At 61.4% G+C, this 13892-nt stretch carries 13 protein-coding genes and 1 pseudogene; 8 read left to right on the top strand and 6 right to left on the bottom strand.

Going from position 1 to position 13892, the window contains the following annotated elements; all coding sequences use genetic code 11:
• The 4 genes from LUB09_RS04745 (at position 1) to LUB09_RS04730 (ending at position 3390) form a co-directional block, all read left to right on the top strand.
• The gene (locus LUB09_RS04745) at positions 1-1020 is read left to right on the top strand and encodes an ABC transporter permease (protein ID WP_003235508.1); all 1020 of its coding nucleotides are present in this window, start codon (positions 1-3) and stop codon (positions 1018-1020) included.
• Position 1021: 1 nt separating this feature from the next.
• Positions 1022-2632 carry an ABC transporter ATP-binding protein gene (locus LUB09_RS04740; protein WP_231421800.1) on the top strand — a complete coding sequence of 537 codons (1611 nt, stop codon included), beginning with the start codon at positions 1022-1024 and terminating at the stop codon, positions 2630-2632.
• A 151-nt stretch (positions 2633-2783) separates the two neighbouring features.
• Positions 2784-3038, top strand: a complete 255-nt coding sequence (locus tag LUB09_RS04735) for a hypothetical protein (protein WP_209981193.1) — start codon at positions 2784-2786, stop codon at positions 3036-3038.
• A gap of 22 nt (positions 3039-3060) precedes the next feature.
• The gene (locus LUB09_RS04730) at positions 3061-3390 is read left to right on the top strand and encodes a DUF6388 family protein (protein WP_209981191.1); all 330 of its coding nucleotides are present in this window, start codon (positions 3061-3063) and stop codon (positions 3388-3390) included.
• A 7-nt stretch (positions 3391-3397) separates the two neighbouring features.
• Here LUB09_RS04730 and LUB09_RS04725 read toward each other — a convergent pair whose 3' ends face one another.
• The 4 genes and pseudogenes from LUB09_RS04725 to tssA all read right to left on the bottom strand — a co-directional run bounded on the left by LUB09_RS04725 (position 3398) and on the right by tssA (position 8118).
• A complete protein-coding gene (locus LUB09_RS04725) occupies positions 3398-4234 on the bottom strand; it encodes a serine/threonine-protein kinase (RefSeq protein WP_231421799.1) in 837 nt (278 codons plus the stop codon).
• Positions 4231-4950: a PP2C family protein-serine/threonine phosphatase gene (locus LUB09_RS04720; protein ID WP_231421798.1), complete on the bottom strand. Its 720-nt coding sequence runs from the start codon at positions 4948-4950 to the stop codon at positions 4231-4233. The genes LUB09_RS04725 and LUB09_RS04720 overlap by 4 nt, the downstream gene beginning before the upstream one ends.
• Positions 4947-6716, bottom strand: a pseudogene (tssM, locus tag LUB09_RS04715) (type VI secretion system membrane subunit TssM); the annotation flags it as partial. The gene LUB09_RS04720 and the pseudogene tssM, both read right to left, overlap by 4 nt.
• The gene (gene tssA, locus LUB09_RS04710; RefSeq protein ID WP_269325477.1) at positions 6667-8118 is read right to left on the bottom strand and encodes a type VI secretion system protein TssA; all 1452 of its coding nucleotides are present in this window, start codon (positions 8116-8118) and stop codon (positions 6667-6669) included. The pseudogene tssM and the gene tssA, both read right to left, overlap by 50 nt.
• Before the next feature lie 472 nt (positions 8119-8590).
• Between tssA and LUB09_RS04705 the strand changes: the two genes are divergently transcribed.
• Entirely contained in the window at positions 8591-9106 is a 516-nt protein-coding gene (locus tag LUB09_RS04705; protein WP_003235468.1) for an Hcp family type VI secretion system effector, read from the top strand.
• A 69-nt stretch (positions 9107-9175) separates the two neighbouring features.
• Here the strand turns inward: LUB09_RS04705 and LUB09_RS04700 are convergent, their stop codons facing one another.
• Positions 9176-9997, bottom strand: coding sequence for an aldo/keto reductase (locus LUB09_RS04700; RefSeq protein ID WP_231421797.1), 822 nt, complete (start codon positions 9995-9997; stop codon positions 9176-9178).
• Between the two features lie 106 nt (positions 9998-10103).
• Between LUB09_RS04700 and LUB09_RS04695 the strand changes: the two genes are divergently transcribed.
• Positions 10104-10598 (top strand): DUF1543 domain-containing protein, encoded by a 495-nt coding sequence (locus tag LUB09_RS04695; protein ID WP_209981156.1) that lies wholly within the window; start codon positions 10104-10106, stop codon positions 10596-10598.
• Between the two features lie 9 nt (positions 10599-10607).
• On the opposite strand, the gene LUB09_RS04690 is transcribed toward LUB09_RS04695, so the two are convergent.
• Positions 10608-11807 carry a TPM domain-containing protein gene (locus LUB09_RS04690; RefSeq protein ID WP_209981154.1) on the bottom strand — a complete coding sequence of 400 codons (1200 nt, stop codon included), beginning with the start codon at positions 11805-11807 and terminating at the stop codon, positions 10608-10610.
• A gap of 130 nt (positions 11808-11937) precedes the next feature.
• Here LUB09_RS04690 and LUB09_RS04685 point away from each other — a divergent pair, with 130 nt between their 5' ends.
• Positions 11938-12753, top strand: a complete 816-nt coding sequence (locus LUB09_RS04685) for an alpha/beta fold hydrolase (RefSeq protein ID WP_231421796.1) — start codon at positions 11938-11940, stop codon at positions 12751-12753.
• Entirely contained in the window at positions 12743-13888 is a 1146-nt protein-coding gene (locus LUB09_RS04680; RefSeq protein WP_231421795.1) for a PAS domain-containing sensor histidine kinase, read from the top strand. Before LUB09_RS04685 ends, LUB09_RS04680 begins: the two co-directional genes overlap by 11 nt.
• Positions 13889-13892: the final 4 nt, after the last annotated feature.

Raw genomic sequence — 13892 nt, 5'->3', positions numbered from 1 at the left:
ATGAATCTGTCCCCCCTCAATCGCCGCCGGTTCGAGCGGTTCAAGGCGAACAAGCGTGGCTGGTGGTCGCTGTGGCTGTTCCTGATCCTGTTCGGCCTGAGCCTGGGCGCCGAGCTGATCGCCAACGACAAGCCACTGGCCGTGCACTACGACGGCGACTGGTATTTCCCGGCGCTCAAGCGCTACCCGGAGACCACCTTCGGCGGCGAATTCCCGCTGGAAGCCAACTACAAAAGCCCGTACATCCGCGAACTGCTCAAGGCCAAGGACGCCTGGACCCTGTGGGCGCCGATTCCGTTCAGCTACCAGAGCATCAACTACGACCTTAAGGTGCCGGCTCCCGCGCCACCGTCCAGCGTCAACCTGCTGGGCACCGATGACCAGGGTCGCGATGTGCTGGCGCGAGTGATCTACGGGTTTCGTGTGTCGGTATTGTTTGCGCTGACGTTGACCGTGCTCAGCTCGATCATCGGCGTAATCGCCGGCGCCTTGCAGGGCTTCTACGGCGGCTGGGTGGATCTGGCCGGACAGCGCTTTCTAGAAATCTGGTCCGGTTTGCCGGTGCTTTATCTGCTGATCATCCTGGCCAGTTTTGTGCAGCCCAACTTCTGGTGGCTGCTGGGAATCATGTTGCTGTTCTCGTGGATGAGCCTGGTGGACGTGGTGCGCGCCGAGTTCCTGCGCGGGCGCAACCTTGAATACGTGCGCGCAGCCCGGGCACTGGGCATGCAGAACGGCGCGATCATGTTCCGCCACATCCTGCCCAATGCCATGGTCTCCACCATGACCTTCATGCCCTTCATCCTCACCGGCGCCATCGGCACCCTCACCGCCCTGGACTTCCTCGGCTTCGGCCTGCCGGCCGGCTCTCCGTCGCTGGGCGAGCTGGTGGCCCAGGGCAAATCCAACCTGCAGGCGCCGTGGCTGGGCATCAGTGCCTTTGCCGTGCTGGCGATCATGCTGAGTTTGCTGGTGTTTATCGGCGAGTCCGCTCGCGATGCCTTCGACCCGAGGAAATGAGATGAATCAGGACAATCTGATCGAAGTCCGCGACCTCTCCGTCGAGTTCGTCACGGGCGAGCACCACCACCGGGTGGTCAACAACCTCAGCTTCGACATCAAGCGCGGCGAAACTCTCGCCCTCGTAGGCGAAAGCGGGTCCGGCAAATCGGTGACCGCCCATTCGATTCTGCGCCTGCTGCCCTACCCGCTGGCGCGGCATCCGAGCGGCACTATCCGCTATGCCGGGCAAGACCTGCTGACGCTCAAGGAAAAGACCCTGCGGCATATTCGCGGCAACCGCATCGCGATGATCTTCCAGGAGCCGATGACCTCCTTGAACCCGCTGCACAGCATCGAAAAACAGATCAACGAAGTACTCGGCCTGCACAAGGGCCTCACCGGCAAGGTGGCCACCCGACGCACGCTGGAACTGCTCGAACTGGTGGGCATTCCCGAGCCACACAAGCGCCTCAAGGCCCTGCCCCACGAACTGTCCGGTGGCCAGCGCCAGCGCGTGATGATCGCCATGGCCCTGGCCAACGAGCCGGAACTGTTGATCGCCGACGAGCCGACCACCGCCCTCGACGTCACCGTGCAACTGAAAATTCTCGAACTGCTCAAGGAACTGCAGGCGCGGCTGGGCATGTCGCTGCTGTTGATCAGCCACGACTTGAACCTGGTGCGGCGCATTGCCCATCGGGTGTGCGTGATGCAACAGGGTTGCATCGTCGAACAGGCCGACTGCGAGACCTTGTTCCAGTCGCCGCAGCACCCTTACACCCAGGAACTGCTGGCGGCGGAACCCAGCGGAGGGCCGGCCACCAATGAAGTTGGGCCGCCCTTACTGGAAGTCGACGACCTGAAGGTCTGGTTCCCGATCAAGAAGGGCTTTTTGCGCAACACCGTCGATTACGTCAAAGCGGTGGACGGCATCAACTTCAGCCTGCCCCAGGGCCAGACCCTGGGCATCGTCGGTGAGAGCGGCTCGGGCAAATCCACCCTGGGCCTGGCGATCCTGCGGTTGATCGCGAGCAAGGGCGGCATTCGATTCGAAGGCCAGCAGTTGGATCAGCTCACTCAGCAACAGGTGCGGCCGTTGCGTCGGGAGATGCAGGTGGTGTTCCAGGACCCGTTCGGCAGTTTGAGCCCGCGGATGTGCGTCAGTGAAATCGTCGGTGAAGGCCTGCGCATTCACAGGATGGGCACGGCGGCCGAACAGGAAGCGGCGATTATTGCAGCGCTCAAGGAAGTAGGTCTGGACCCGGCGTCGCGGCACCGGTACCCCCACGAGTTTTCCGGAGGGCAACGCCAGCGTATTGCGATTGCACGGGCGCTGGTGCTCAAGCCCAGGCTGATTTTGCTCGACGAACCGACTTCAGCGCTGGATCGCACGGTGCAGCGCCAGGTGGTGGAGTTGTTGCGTGGGTTGCAGGCCAAGTACAACCTGACCTACTTGTTCATCAGCCATGATTTGGCGGTGGTCAAGGCATTGAGTCATCAGTTGATGGTGGTAAAACAGGGGCAAGTGGTGGAACAGGGCGATGCAGCGACGATCTTTGCCAATCCCCAGCATGGGTATACGCGTCAATTGCTGGAGGCTGCTTTTCTGGTGCCTGCTGCGAGGGCGTAACTTCGGTATTCGTCACTAAATAAATGAACTTTCTGCTCTGGATCAATCCCTAAACTTGCCTAATCGTTATCATCGGTGACGCTTTCAGGCACGGTGGCTCACCTCCACCCTCGCCTGAGAGGAAGTCATGCACCGCAGAGGTAAGCCCGGGATGCAACACAAACTGTCGAACAACCTGCAACCATTGCTGTTCAAGGCCTTGCTGTGGCTGGGCGGGGTCGCCCTGCTGTTCCTGATCAAGGACGTAGTCGAGATATTTTCAGACGAACCGGTCGCCGGAACCTGGGTGGACCTGACGCTGGTACTGACGGCCTACCTGATGTTCTTTCTGTTGCAGCCGATCAGTTCCAGAATCGACCGTCGTCTGCGCAAACGCGCACGGCGCAACCTGCAGACCGACCTCTGAGATCTTGCAAAGGAGCACGCCCTTGTCCCAACCCGGCGATAACCATCAACTGGCCCTGGATCGCTTCCTGAGCGATCACCCGGCACTTGCAACCGAGCTGGACACCCTGAACCCGCTCGCCGCCCGGGCCAAGGGTGAAACCCTGGCCGAATACCGCGCCGAGCGCCTGAACGAAGCTTTTGAAGCCGAAGCCGAGCGTCAGGGCCTGTTCGCCTGGGAGTTGACACTCAAGCTCACCGCCGAATCGCCCGAAACCTTCGCCGCCCAACGCCTCGAAGTGCACAGGGAAGTGGCACAAATGGCCGGCCTGAGCTGGTCGGAATATTGCGAGCTGTATGACGTGGCCGAGTAACCCCGAGCTACACGAACCAGCGCCATGATCGACCAGCCACTGCCTCCCGCATTTCCGCAACCGTGATCGTTCGTTGCTGCGGATCCGTCGCCAACGCCGCGCGCAAGGCCGACCAGCAATGGCGCGGTAACTGGCGGGGTCGTTTGAGCACATGAGTGGGGTGGCGTTCACCCGGACGCCGCCTTTGCGCCATTGCGTACAACACGCACGCTACGCCATACACATCCGCCGACGCTGAAAGCTCTCCCCCGCCCAGCAGCTCCGGCGCGGCATAAGCGGGCGTCCAGGCGCTGATGCGATGGCGGTCCAGACCTGGCAGCCCGGTCACTGCCTGCGACTGGCCCAGGCCAAAATCGAACAGGCGTATCCCCGTCTCCCCCACCATGACATTGCCCGGCTTCACGTCGCCATGCAGCACGCCGCGCCCATGGGCGTAGGCCAATGCGTCCAGCAGTTGCGATGCCATTGGCTGCCACTCATGCCAGCCGAGGCCCTCAGGACGTTCCAGCATGAGCCGGTCCAGGGTCATGCCGTGCATCAACTCCATGGTGAAAAACGCCAATTGGCGGGAGGTGTCGACGTCGAACCCGAATAGGCGAACCACTCCAGGGTGCGACAGGCCGCGTGTCAGGGAGAACTCGCTGTACAACAGCACATGGCCATCGGGGCACTCGGAAAAACATTCGCCGAGCACTTTCAAGGCGACGCTGGAGCAAGGCTCGCCAAACTGCTCATGCAACAGGTCGCGGGCACGGTAGACCACGCCCATGCCTCCGATGCCCAGCACGCGTTCGAGCCGATAGCGACCGGCGAGCAGGTCGCCGGTGCACAGGGGCGTTGTCATCGCTGGATCACCACGGCCGTGAGGTCGTCTCGCGCCGCGCCGCACAATACCGACTCAAACACCCGATCCAGCATCTGTTGCGGTGTGTCCAGGCTCAACGCCTGGCCCAGCTCGCCATGATCGAGTGCCTGGTAGACACCGTCGCTGCACAGCAGAAATACATCGCCAGGACGTGTACCGAGTTCCAGCACCTCAAGATGCAAGCGCTCGCGCGCGCCAACCGCCCGGGTCAGCGCCCTGGCATCCGGCTGGGCACCGGCCTGCTGCGCGCTCATCCGGTGCTCTTCCATCAGTTGCCGCATCCGCGAATGATCCCGGGACAGCAGGTAAAGCCTGCGCCCACGCCACAGATAGCAGCGGCTGTCCCCCGCCCAGACACACGCCGCGCGATCGCCTTCCAGCAGCAGTGCTACAACGGTGCTGCCGATAATGTCATGCGGGCCCTGGGCCGTATGCCGCAGCTTCCGGTTGACCTCTTGCAGGCAACACCGGACAGCGCCCACGCGCTGATCAAGGTCGCCGTGGCCAGCCATTGACGCCAGGTTGCTCACCACCCACTGGCTGGCCACGTCCCCGGCGCGATGCCCACCCATGCCATCCGCCACCGCCCAACACCCCCGCTCGGGGCAGTCGAGCAACGCGTCTTCATTGCGTGAGCGATCCTTGCCGCATAGCGTATGACCGGCACTGCGCCAGCGCGCAGGTGCCTGGCTCACAATTGCTCCGGCAACCGGAAGGTGCGCCAGTCCGCCATCTGGAACGGGCTGGGCGTCCGCTGACTGGTCAGCAGGTAATTGGCGCGCAAGCCTGCGAGGTCGGACTTGAGCACTTGCGCATCCCGACCGCTGGCGGGCTCGCTGTGCAGCAAGTCAAACAGCCTGAACAGCGACCAGGCTCCGCTATTTCTTTCAATACCCAGCGGCCGCTCGGCGCCCCGCTCCAGCACCAGGCTGCTGCGGCCATTGTCACCCTCGACAGGCCACTGGAACGCCATGGGTACGATGGGCCCATGGCGGTATTCCAGCTGTTGATCGCCCAGGCGCAGGATGGCGCGATTGACCGCCTGATCCAGGCTGTAGGGCGCCAGGCTGAAGCGCACCGACAACTCGCCCTGCTCGCTGAAAAAACCGCGCCGGATAAGCTGCACCTTGCTCAGTTGATCCAGCAGCGCGCGCGACACAGGCAAACTGCGACCGTCGATGCCCCGCAGGCGATGCCGACTGCCATCGGCGCTGATAAAAGGTCGCAGGTAGGTCTCCTGAAACCTTGCCAGCACGCCCTGAGGGCCGAAGAATTCCTGAAAGTCACTGAGGGCGACATCGCCGCCCGCGGTGGCATTGAACGGATACCGCTGGCGAATGGCTTTGCTGTAAACGCTGTACACCTCGCTCTGGTAACGCTGGTTCACATGCACGTAGGCCTCCTCCAGCAGGCGCTGCCAGGTGTCATCCGCAATCGCGCCGACCCACGCAGACAGCGGCAGCGGCAACCGGGCGGCGCCGTCGCGCAAATTGCCGAGCAGATCCTGCTGGCCATCCATGCGCCGCTTGACCCTGTGAAAGGCCGCCTGCTCCGGCGAACTTTCCCGAGTCAGCGTCGCCAGTTGCAGCTGCAACTGATCGGACAGTTGCAGCACATGGCTCACTGCCGTGCCAGGGTTGTGCTGCTCATCCAGCAACTGGTGCAAGGGCTCAAAACGTCGCTGCAACGCGCGTCGAGCGGTATCCGCCTGGGTATGCCCCAGCAATGGGCTGGCCAATATGGCGCCTGCCGCTTCGACCTTTGCGCCGAGCTCCCCGGCCTGACGCGCAACGTCGCCCAGGCGCTCGCTCGTGGGTAACAACCGGGTATTTTCCCTGACCTGCTGCAACACCTGCACCAGTGGCGACTGGGCTGAAGTGAGGCCGGCCAGTTGCTCGGCAGCTCTTTTGAGGCTGTCGGTTTCCTGCAGCCGGATGCGCCCCAGTGCATCGCTCCAGGCCTCGGCGTACTCGCTGAAGTAGCGTTGTTCCAGTTCGAGCATCAGCCGGCGCAAGTCCATCGCGCTGAGGTCACTCGCCTCACCGAGCACCCAGTTATCCTGGGCGATGGCATTCACCAGGCGCGCACCCTGCGCCTCGAAATACAGCCAGTATTTTTTGCTGTAGAACCCCGGTATTGGCTGATCACTCGCAGCGAACAGGCTGCCCTCGGCAAGCCGCAAAGGCTCCAGGTTACGTGCCTGCTCTCGCAGCATCCGATAAACCACATCGGCCAGGGACTCACCGCGCAAGGTCTGGCGTGCCTGCGCCACCAGGTCATCGTCAAGCGGCGCCACGAAGGTTTGCCCCAGCAAACGCGCCAGGTGCAGGTTCAAGCGCGTTTGCGCCGAGCTGTCGGCGGCGTGGCGTGCAGACCACAGCGCGGCCATATGCTGCGTCAGCCAAGGATTGTCACGACGTTCCGGCAGCGCCAGCATCAGGTAGGCGCGCAGGTTGTCCAAGCCCTGCGTGCTGCAGGTGATCATCCAGTTGTTCGAGCTGGATCTTCGCCAACTCGTGCTTGCCTGCCAGTACACATAGACGGGCCTGGGCCAGGCGCCAATGGAAACGGTCGCGCTCGCTTCGCTCGGCGTGCAGGCTTTGCGTGAACTCGCCGACGACAGCCTTGAGCCCGTCCTTGCGCAGCCTGGGCAGCCCTTCCTGCAATGCCGTCTCCCACGGTGCGGCGTCGATGTTTTTCGCCTGCGCCAGGGGTTGGTTTGTTTGCAGATGGCGGGCCACATGGAGCGCAATCCAGTCACGGGTGCTGGCATCGGCAAACGGCACTCCGTCGTAAAAGCGATACTCAGGCAGGTCCGGCAGACGCTGCAGCAACAGCGCAAAACTCACTTCCAGCTCGGCCTTCGCCAGGTTGGCGTGCAGTGCGTCAAGGCACTCCCACTGCATGCGCAGTCCGTCAAACCAGAACATTGCGCTGCTCAGGCTCGCATCGAATTCAAGTATCAGATCGGCGTAATGCCCCTGGGCAAGACGCTCCTGGCACCGCTTGAGCTTGTCGCCTGCAGGGCCACGCAAGGTCGTGGTTCTCTGGCTGTCTGCGTCCGGATAACCGGTCAGTGAGAGCCAGGCCAGTGTTCGACTCAGGCGCAAGGCGCGCAGGTCTGCAGCGCCCTGGCCCAACCACCACTTGCACAGGGGGCGGGCCTGGTCCTGCAAGGTACGCAGGCGTTTCGCCGCATCCCTTTCGTTTTCGATTGCGGGCTCGGGCTTGAGCAATTGAGCCGCCACCTGTTTGACCTGGGTCATCCCATGCGGCAATGCTGCTGGAGCGGGATTGCCTTGCGTGGCATGTTCAAGGCGCTCCGACAATTGCCTGCGAATCGGCAGCAGCAATGGAGCATCATTACCCAGACGCTGACGCCAGCACTCATCGAGGCGCGACAGGTGTTCGTGGAGCAGATGAAACACCTGCTGCTGGCCTGCAACCGACAGGCTTTGGTCGAACACCGGTTCAAGGCGCAATACCAGCCAGCCAAAAGCCGCACTGCGGGTGCGCAGCTTGAGCGGGTAGACAACCGCCCAATGCTGCTCGCAGAGATGCAACAGGAGGCCGAGTCCGGCCAACAGGCCGGCAAACGATTCACGCTGGTAAAGCGCCCAGACCAGCCATACCGCGACACGCAGATCCCTGGAATGCTCGCGCAACATGCACTCGCTGGTTTCAACGACTTTTTGCCAATCCGGCTGGCGTTCACCGTGTATCGATTGCATTTTCGCCAGCTCGTTTTCCAGGGCCTCATATTCGCTGGAAAAGCGCATTTCATTGCCGGCGAAACTTGCATGCGAGCAAGGTTGCCGCGCCAACTCAAGATAATAATCACACAGCGTTTTCAAATAATCCATTTTGCTCCACGCACAACTACTCACCTCATAAAACACACTGAACACGCAATAAATCATTAAAACGCTATTGAGCCAGCGATGAGAAGCCTCTTTAAGAGTTGCAAACACTAGCCACGATAAAGAGATTCATCAAGCGAAAAAAATAAACTTGAGACTTATCCTACAACACCCGCAAAACAAGGCCTGCGCAGAAAATTGCGCAACTTTTTTTGAAGAAAAACTCAAATATGGTTTATCCAGCCCACTGCCGCCCGCCCGATGAAACGGCAACTAATTGCGCACTCATGCGCAAACAACCTCAATAAACTTACACACTTATTCACAGCAACTTATTAAAAGACACTCGCCGACTAACCCTGCCCCCATATTTCATTAGGCCTTGCACTTTCCGGCACGTTTTTTGTTAAGGAGACAGGGCCATCCGGTTTCAATATGGGATGGACTCCCTATCAAGCAGACAAGGAAACCCGTCATGCCAACACCCGCGTATCTCTCCATCACTGGCGTCAAGCAAGGTTTGATTACGGCAGGTACTTTTACTCAGGACTCGGTAGGCAATATTTACCAGGAAGGGCACGAGGACCAGATTCTCGTCCAGGCGTTTGCGCACCAGGTCATCATCCCGCGCGATCCGCAATCCGGTCAGCCAACAGGGCAACGGGTGCATAAACCATTGATGATCAGCAAGGTGTTCGACAAGTCATCGCCCCTGCTTTTCAGCGCACTCACCAGTGGCGAGGAGGTGAAATGCCGGCTGGAGTGGCTGCGCACTTCATCGGCCGGCACCCAGGAGCATTACTTCACCATCGAACTCGAGGGCGCGACCATCGTCGATATCCAATCGCGCATGCCCAACTGCCAGGACCCGGACAACGCGCACTTCACGCATCTGGAAGACGTGTATTTCACGTATCGCAAGATTGTCTGGACCCACGAAGTGTCGGGCACCTCCGGCTCGGACGATTGGCGTAGCCCGGTGTCCAGCTGACGTAATGTGATGTGTAAACGACGCCCAGGGACGGGCGCCGTTTCTATCGAGATGGGTTGTTACTGAGGGCTAGACCATCGCCAGCGGATGCTTGCGCTTGGGCGCGCCGAATACCCGATCGATCGCGTCCAGATCATGTTCATCCAGCACCAGGTTCGCAGCACGGGCATTGAGTCGCACATGCTCCGGCGTAACGGCCTTGGGGATGGCGATCACGCCGTCCTGACGCAGTACCCACGCCAGGCAGACCTGGGCAGGCGTTGCCTCGTGACGCTGGGCGATCTGTTTGAGCGTCGGGCTGGACAGCAATTTGCCGCCCTGGGCGATGGGGCAGTAAGCCATCAGCGGCAAATGATGTTGTTGCCACCAGGGCAGCAGGTCGAACTCGATCCCCCGCTCCTCGATGTTGTAGAGCACCTGATTGGTGGCGCAGGCCGCAGAGGCCAGCTCCTGCAGATCGGCCACATCAAAGTTGGAGACACCCCAACGGCCGATCTTGCCGGCTTCGCGCAAACGCTCGAAGGCCTCGACCGTTTCTTCAAGGGGATACTGGCCGCGCCAGTGCAACAGGTACAGGTCGATAAAGTCGGTGCCAAGCCTTTGCAGGCTGGCTTCACAGGCACGAGGGATGCCCGTTCGGCTGGCATTGTGCGGGTAGACCTTGCTCACGAGGAACACCTGGTCACGCTTGCCGCGTATGGCTTCGCCGACGACGGACTCGGCGCCCCCTTCACCGTACATTTCGGCGGTATCGATCAGGGTCATGCCCTCGTCGATCCCCAGTTGCAATGCCGCCACTTCAGCACGGTGCTGGTCGGGGTCTTCCCCCATGCGCCAGGTGCCCTGGCCGATGACGGGGACCGGTACGCCGGCCAGATCAATGGTACGCATGACAACCTCCTGATGAGTTCGCAAGTAAACAGTGGGGCATTGACCGGACAAAAGGGTTCAATCGAAGTATGGTTGCCCTCTGCCAAGTCGCCAGGAAGAACCTGCAATGCTGTTTGTCGTGATGCTCGGGGGCAAGCACCCGCGGGCGAGGATCGAAGTCCATGATGTGGTATTCGCCGTGGCGGATACCCTGCAAGCCACTTACCCGCAATTGCGTGAAAACTGGTTCGGCAGCGCCAAGGGCGTACACATCGACGCCTGGATGGCGGTGGATGGCGTCGATGGCTGGAAAGTCGAGCTCAGCCCGCTGGCCCCGCAAGCCGGAGCGCCGCGCCTGTATTTCATCAACCTTGGCGGGTACGACACCCACAGTTTCGGCGAGGCCCATCACTACCTGCTGGTCGTCGCGCGCAACAAGCAGGAGGCAAAGACGCTGGGCAAACGCCAGATGCTGCGCGGCTGGTCCCAGGCGCATACCGATGCCGTGATGGATGTGGATGACTGCCTGCCCATCGACCTGGTGGACGGTCGCTATGTGCATCTGGTGCAGGGCGCGCACGCGCCCATCGTGCAACGCAATGATTACCTCGTACTGTCCTGAGTGCTCGTGTCACCAACTGCCCGACGCACCGCCGCCGCCACTGGATCCGCCGCCGCCGGACGAGCTGCCGCTGGAGCGCGAGCTGCCGGAGCTTGAACTGGAGCGGCTGCTCGAGCCCGAGCCTGAACTGGAGACGCTCTGCACGAACAGGATAAACGCCGCAATCGTCGCCACCGGTATCGCCACCCACCAGCCTTGAGCACCGTGCCCCAACAGCAGGCCCGCCGCGGTATAAATCGCGACAACCGCCAGTACGCGCACGAGGAAGAAACGCGGGCTGCTTTTCCATGATGCCTTGATCAGGAAGAACAACCCCACGTACAGACCCAGCACCACGGCCGCGCCCAACGGCCACAGCAGCCAGTGGACAAGACTGAGTTCGACAAACCGAGCCGCTGCCAGCACGCCGACGATATACGCCAGTGCAGCCATCACGCAGTAAAAGACTGCGCGCGCCAGCCACAATGCGCCAAACGTGGCACCGCCGATCAGCATCGTCAGCGGTAATACCAGCAGGAATATCGGCCACTCACGTCCACCGATGTACACCGTCAGCAGCAGGGTCACTCCAGCCGTGGCAATCAAGGCACGGCGCCAGTGCAACATGCCTGCGGCCATCAACACACCACCGATGCCGCCGGCGATCAGTGCCAGCAGTATCGCCATGGCCTGGGGACTGACGCCCGGAACGGCGACTGCCGGCAAGTCGCCGCCCTCAACCAGCACAACGAGGTCGTTCACACCCTGGCTGACGCCACCGGCAAAATCGCCTTGGCGAAACGCCGGGGTGATGTGTTCCTCGATGATCCGGCGGGCAAGCAAATCGGTGACTGTGCCTTCCAGCCCGTACCCGACTTCGATACGCACCTTGCGGTCGTCCTTGGCCACCACCAGCAGGATGCCGTCGTTGACGTCCTTGCGGCCCAGTTGCCAGGCGCGAAACAGTTGATTGGCGTAATCCTCGATGCTGGCTCCGCCGGTTCCGGGCACCAGCAACACGGCAATCTGCGAACCTTTGCGCTGTTCGAGGTCGGCTAGCCGGCTTTTCAGACGGGCGGTGGTGTCGGCGTCGAGGGTGTTGGTGAGGTCGATCACCCGCTGATCGAGGGCCACGCCAAGCGGCGAAACATCAGCCTGGGCGGCAGTAAACACGCCGAAGCACATCAGTGCCAGCAGACTCAAGACGGACAGCCGTACCCACCGCATCATGTTTTGTTACCTGAAGTTTCGTCCTGAATGGCGCTGACTGTAACCTATCGTCGCTATAACGCGTGACCCAAAGGCGTTGACTATCTAAACTGCGCCTCACATAGCAATACGCCATAATTTTGAGACCTCCATGGACCTACGCCACCGCAACAATGTGAATGTGATGGGCGACGGCATGGCGACCCTGGTGTTCTCCCATGGCTTCGGCTGCAACCAGGCGATGTGGAACTATTTGGCGCCGCATTTTACCGAGCGTTTCCGCGTAGTGATGTATGACCTGGTGGGTGCAGGCCTGTCGGACCTTGTCGCCTTCGACAAGACCAAGTACGGCACGCTGGACGGTTATGCTCGTGACTTGAATGAAATCATTGACGCCTATGCCCAGGGCCCGGTGATTCTGGTGGGCCACTCGGTCAGCGCGATGATCGGCGTCCTCGCCGACCGCCTGCAGCCCGGGCGCATCGCCGCCCATGTGATGATTGGCCCATCGCCCCGCTACATCGACGACGCAGGCTACATCGGCGGTTTCAAGCGCAGCGACATCGATGACCTGCTCGACACACTCGACAGCAATTACCTCGGCTGGTCCAGTGCCATGGCCCCGGTGATCATGGGTGCGCCCGGGCAACCGGAACTCAGCGAAGCGCTGACCGAGAGCTTCTGCCGCACCGAACCGGACATTGCCAGGCAATTCGCACGCGTGACTTTCATGGCGGACAACCGTGAAGATGTGACCGGCCTGGCCGCCCCGGTGTTGATCCTGCAATCGAGCGACGACCTGATTGCCCCGGTCGTGGTGGGTGAATACCTGCATCGCGTAGTCCCCAACAGCACTTATTGCCTGATCGACAACGTAGGCCATTGTCCGCACATGAGCGCGCCAGTGGCGTGCGCGGCGGCGATGCACAGCTTCCTGGCGCCGTGGGCAGCCGCCCATGCCCATTGACCTGTTCGACAGCGCCGCCTGTGCGCTGGCCGTGACTGCCGAAGACGGCACGATTCTGCAGGTCAATGCACGCTTCACCGACTGGTTGGGGTTCAGTGCCCAGGAGCTGTGTGGCCGGCGCTTCCAGGACCTGCTGACCATGGGCGGGCGAATTTTCCATCAAACGCACCTGGCGCCGATGCTGCGCATGCATGGCAGCGTCACCGAGGTGAAGCTCGACACCGTGCACCGCGACGGGCAGAAAGTGACGGTGCTGCTCAATGGCAATCGTCGCCAACTCGGCGACGCCGTGGTGTACGACCTGGCGCTGTTCGGTACCACTGACCGTGACAAGTACGAACGCGAGCTGTTGAACGCGCGCAAGCTGGCCGAAGCCCTGTTGCAGGAAAAAACCGCCACTGAAATCGCCCTGCATCAGGCGCAGGCGGAACTCAAGCAAGCCTATGCCATCTCGCAGCGGCGCGCGATGTTCGCCGAACAGATGGTGGCGATTGTCAGCCACGATTTGAAAAACCCGCTCACGGCCATTCGCATGGCTTCGGATTTTCTCAGCCGTGGTGAGTGCACGCCAAAGGAGCGCCAACTGCTGGGGCATATCGACCAGTCATCCGAGCGCGCCCAGCGCATGATCGCCGACTTGCTTGACTTCACCCAGGCCAGGGTTGGTCACGGCATCATTATCCGCGCCGCGCCGCTGGACTTTCACACAGTCATTCACCATGCCGTCGAGGAACTGCGTGTCGCCTTCCCCAAGGCGACACTGGTGCACCATATCGAGGGCTTTGGCAGCGCGAGCCTGGATGCCGACCGCGTACAACAGATTATCGGCAACCTGGTGGCCAACAGCGTGGCGTATGGCGACCTGCAGCGCGAAATCCGCATCACCTCGCGAATCGGTAATAACGTCTGTGAAGTCGCCGTACACAACCATGGCACCGCGATTCCCGAGGGGCTGCTCGCCAATCTGTTCGAACCCATGACCCGTGGCACCGATCAAGGCAGCCAGGTGCGCAGCGTGGGCCTTGGCCTGTATATCGTGCGCGAACTGGCCAAGGTGCATGGCGGTGATGTGGCGGTAAGTTCATCGGCAGAGGCCGGCACAACCTTCACCGTGAAATTGCCTGCCACCCATTAGTCCG

Source organism: Pseudomonas sp. Leaf59, assembly GCF_920984685.1.
Classification (GTDB): Bacteria; Pseudomonadota; Gammaproteobacteria; order Pseudomonadales; family Pseudomonadaceae; genus Aquipseudomonas.
The sequence above is the reverse complement of the archived record's forward strand: the minus strand, read 5'-3'. Positions and strand labels throughout refer to the sequence as shown.

Excerpts from the sequence above, each read along its gene's own strand:
- LUB09_RS04700 (WP_231421797.1), bottom strand. The coding sequence starts at position 9,997 with ATGCGTACCATTGATCTGGCCGGCGTACCGGTCCCCGTCATCGGCCAG.
- LUB09_RS04695 (WP_209981156.1), top strand. The coding sequence starts at position 10,104 with ATGCTGTTTGTCGTGATGCTCGGGGGCAAGCACCCGCGGGCGAGGATC.
- LUB09_RS04680 (WP_231421795.1), top strand. The coding sequence starts at position 12,743 with ATGCCCATTGACCTGTTCGACAGCGCCGCCTGTGCGCTGGCCGTGACT.
- LUB09_RS04690 (WP_209981154.1), bottom strand. The coding sequence starts at position 11,807 with ATGATGCGGTGGGTACGGCTGTCCGTCTTGAGTCTGCTGGCACTGATG.
- LUB09_RS04735 (WP_209981193.1), top strand. The coding sequence starts at position 2,784 with ATGCAACACAAACTGTCGAACAACCTGCAACCATTGCTGTTCAAGGCC.
- LUB09_RS04685 (WP_231421796.1), top strand. The coding sequence starts at position 11,938 with ATGGACCTACGCCACCGCAACAATGTGAATGTGATGGGCGACGGCATG.
- LUB09_RS04725 (WP_231421799.1), bottom strand. The coding sequence starts at position 4,234 with ATGACAACGCCCCTGTGCACCGGCGACCTGCTCGCCGGTCGCTATCGG.
- LUB09_RS04740 (WP_231421800.1), top strand. The coding sequence starts at position 1,022 with ATGAATCAGGACAATCTGATCGAAGTCCGCGACCTCTCCGTCGAGTTC.
- tssA (WP_269325477.1), bottom strand. The coding sequence starts at position 8,118 with ATGGATTATTTGAAAACGCTGTGTGATTATTATCTTGAGTTGGCGCGG.
- LUB09_RS04745 (WP_003235508.1), top strand. The coding sequence starts at position 1 with ATGAATCTGTCCCCCCTCAATCGCCGCCGGTTCGAGCGGTTCAAGGCG.
- LUB09_RS04705 (WP_003235468.1), top strand. The coding sequence starts at position 8,591 with ATGCCAACACCCGCGTATCTCTCCATCACTGGCGTCAAGCAAGGTTTG.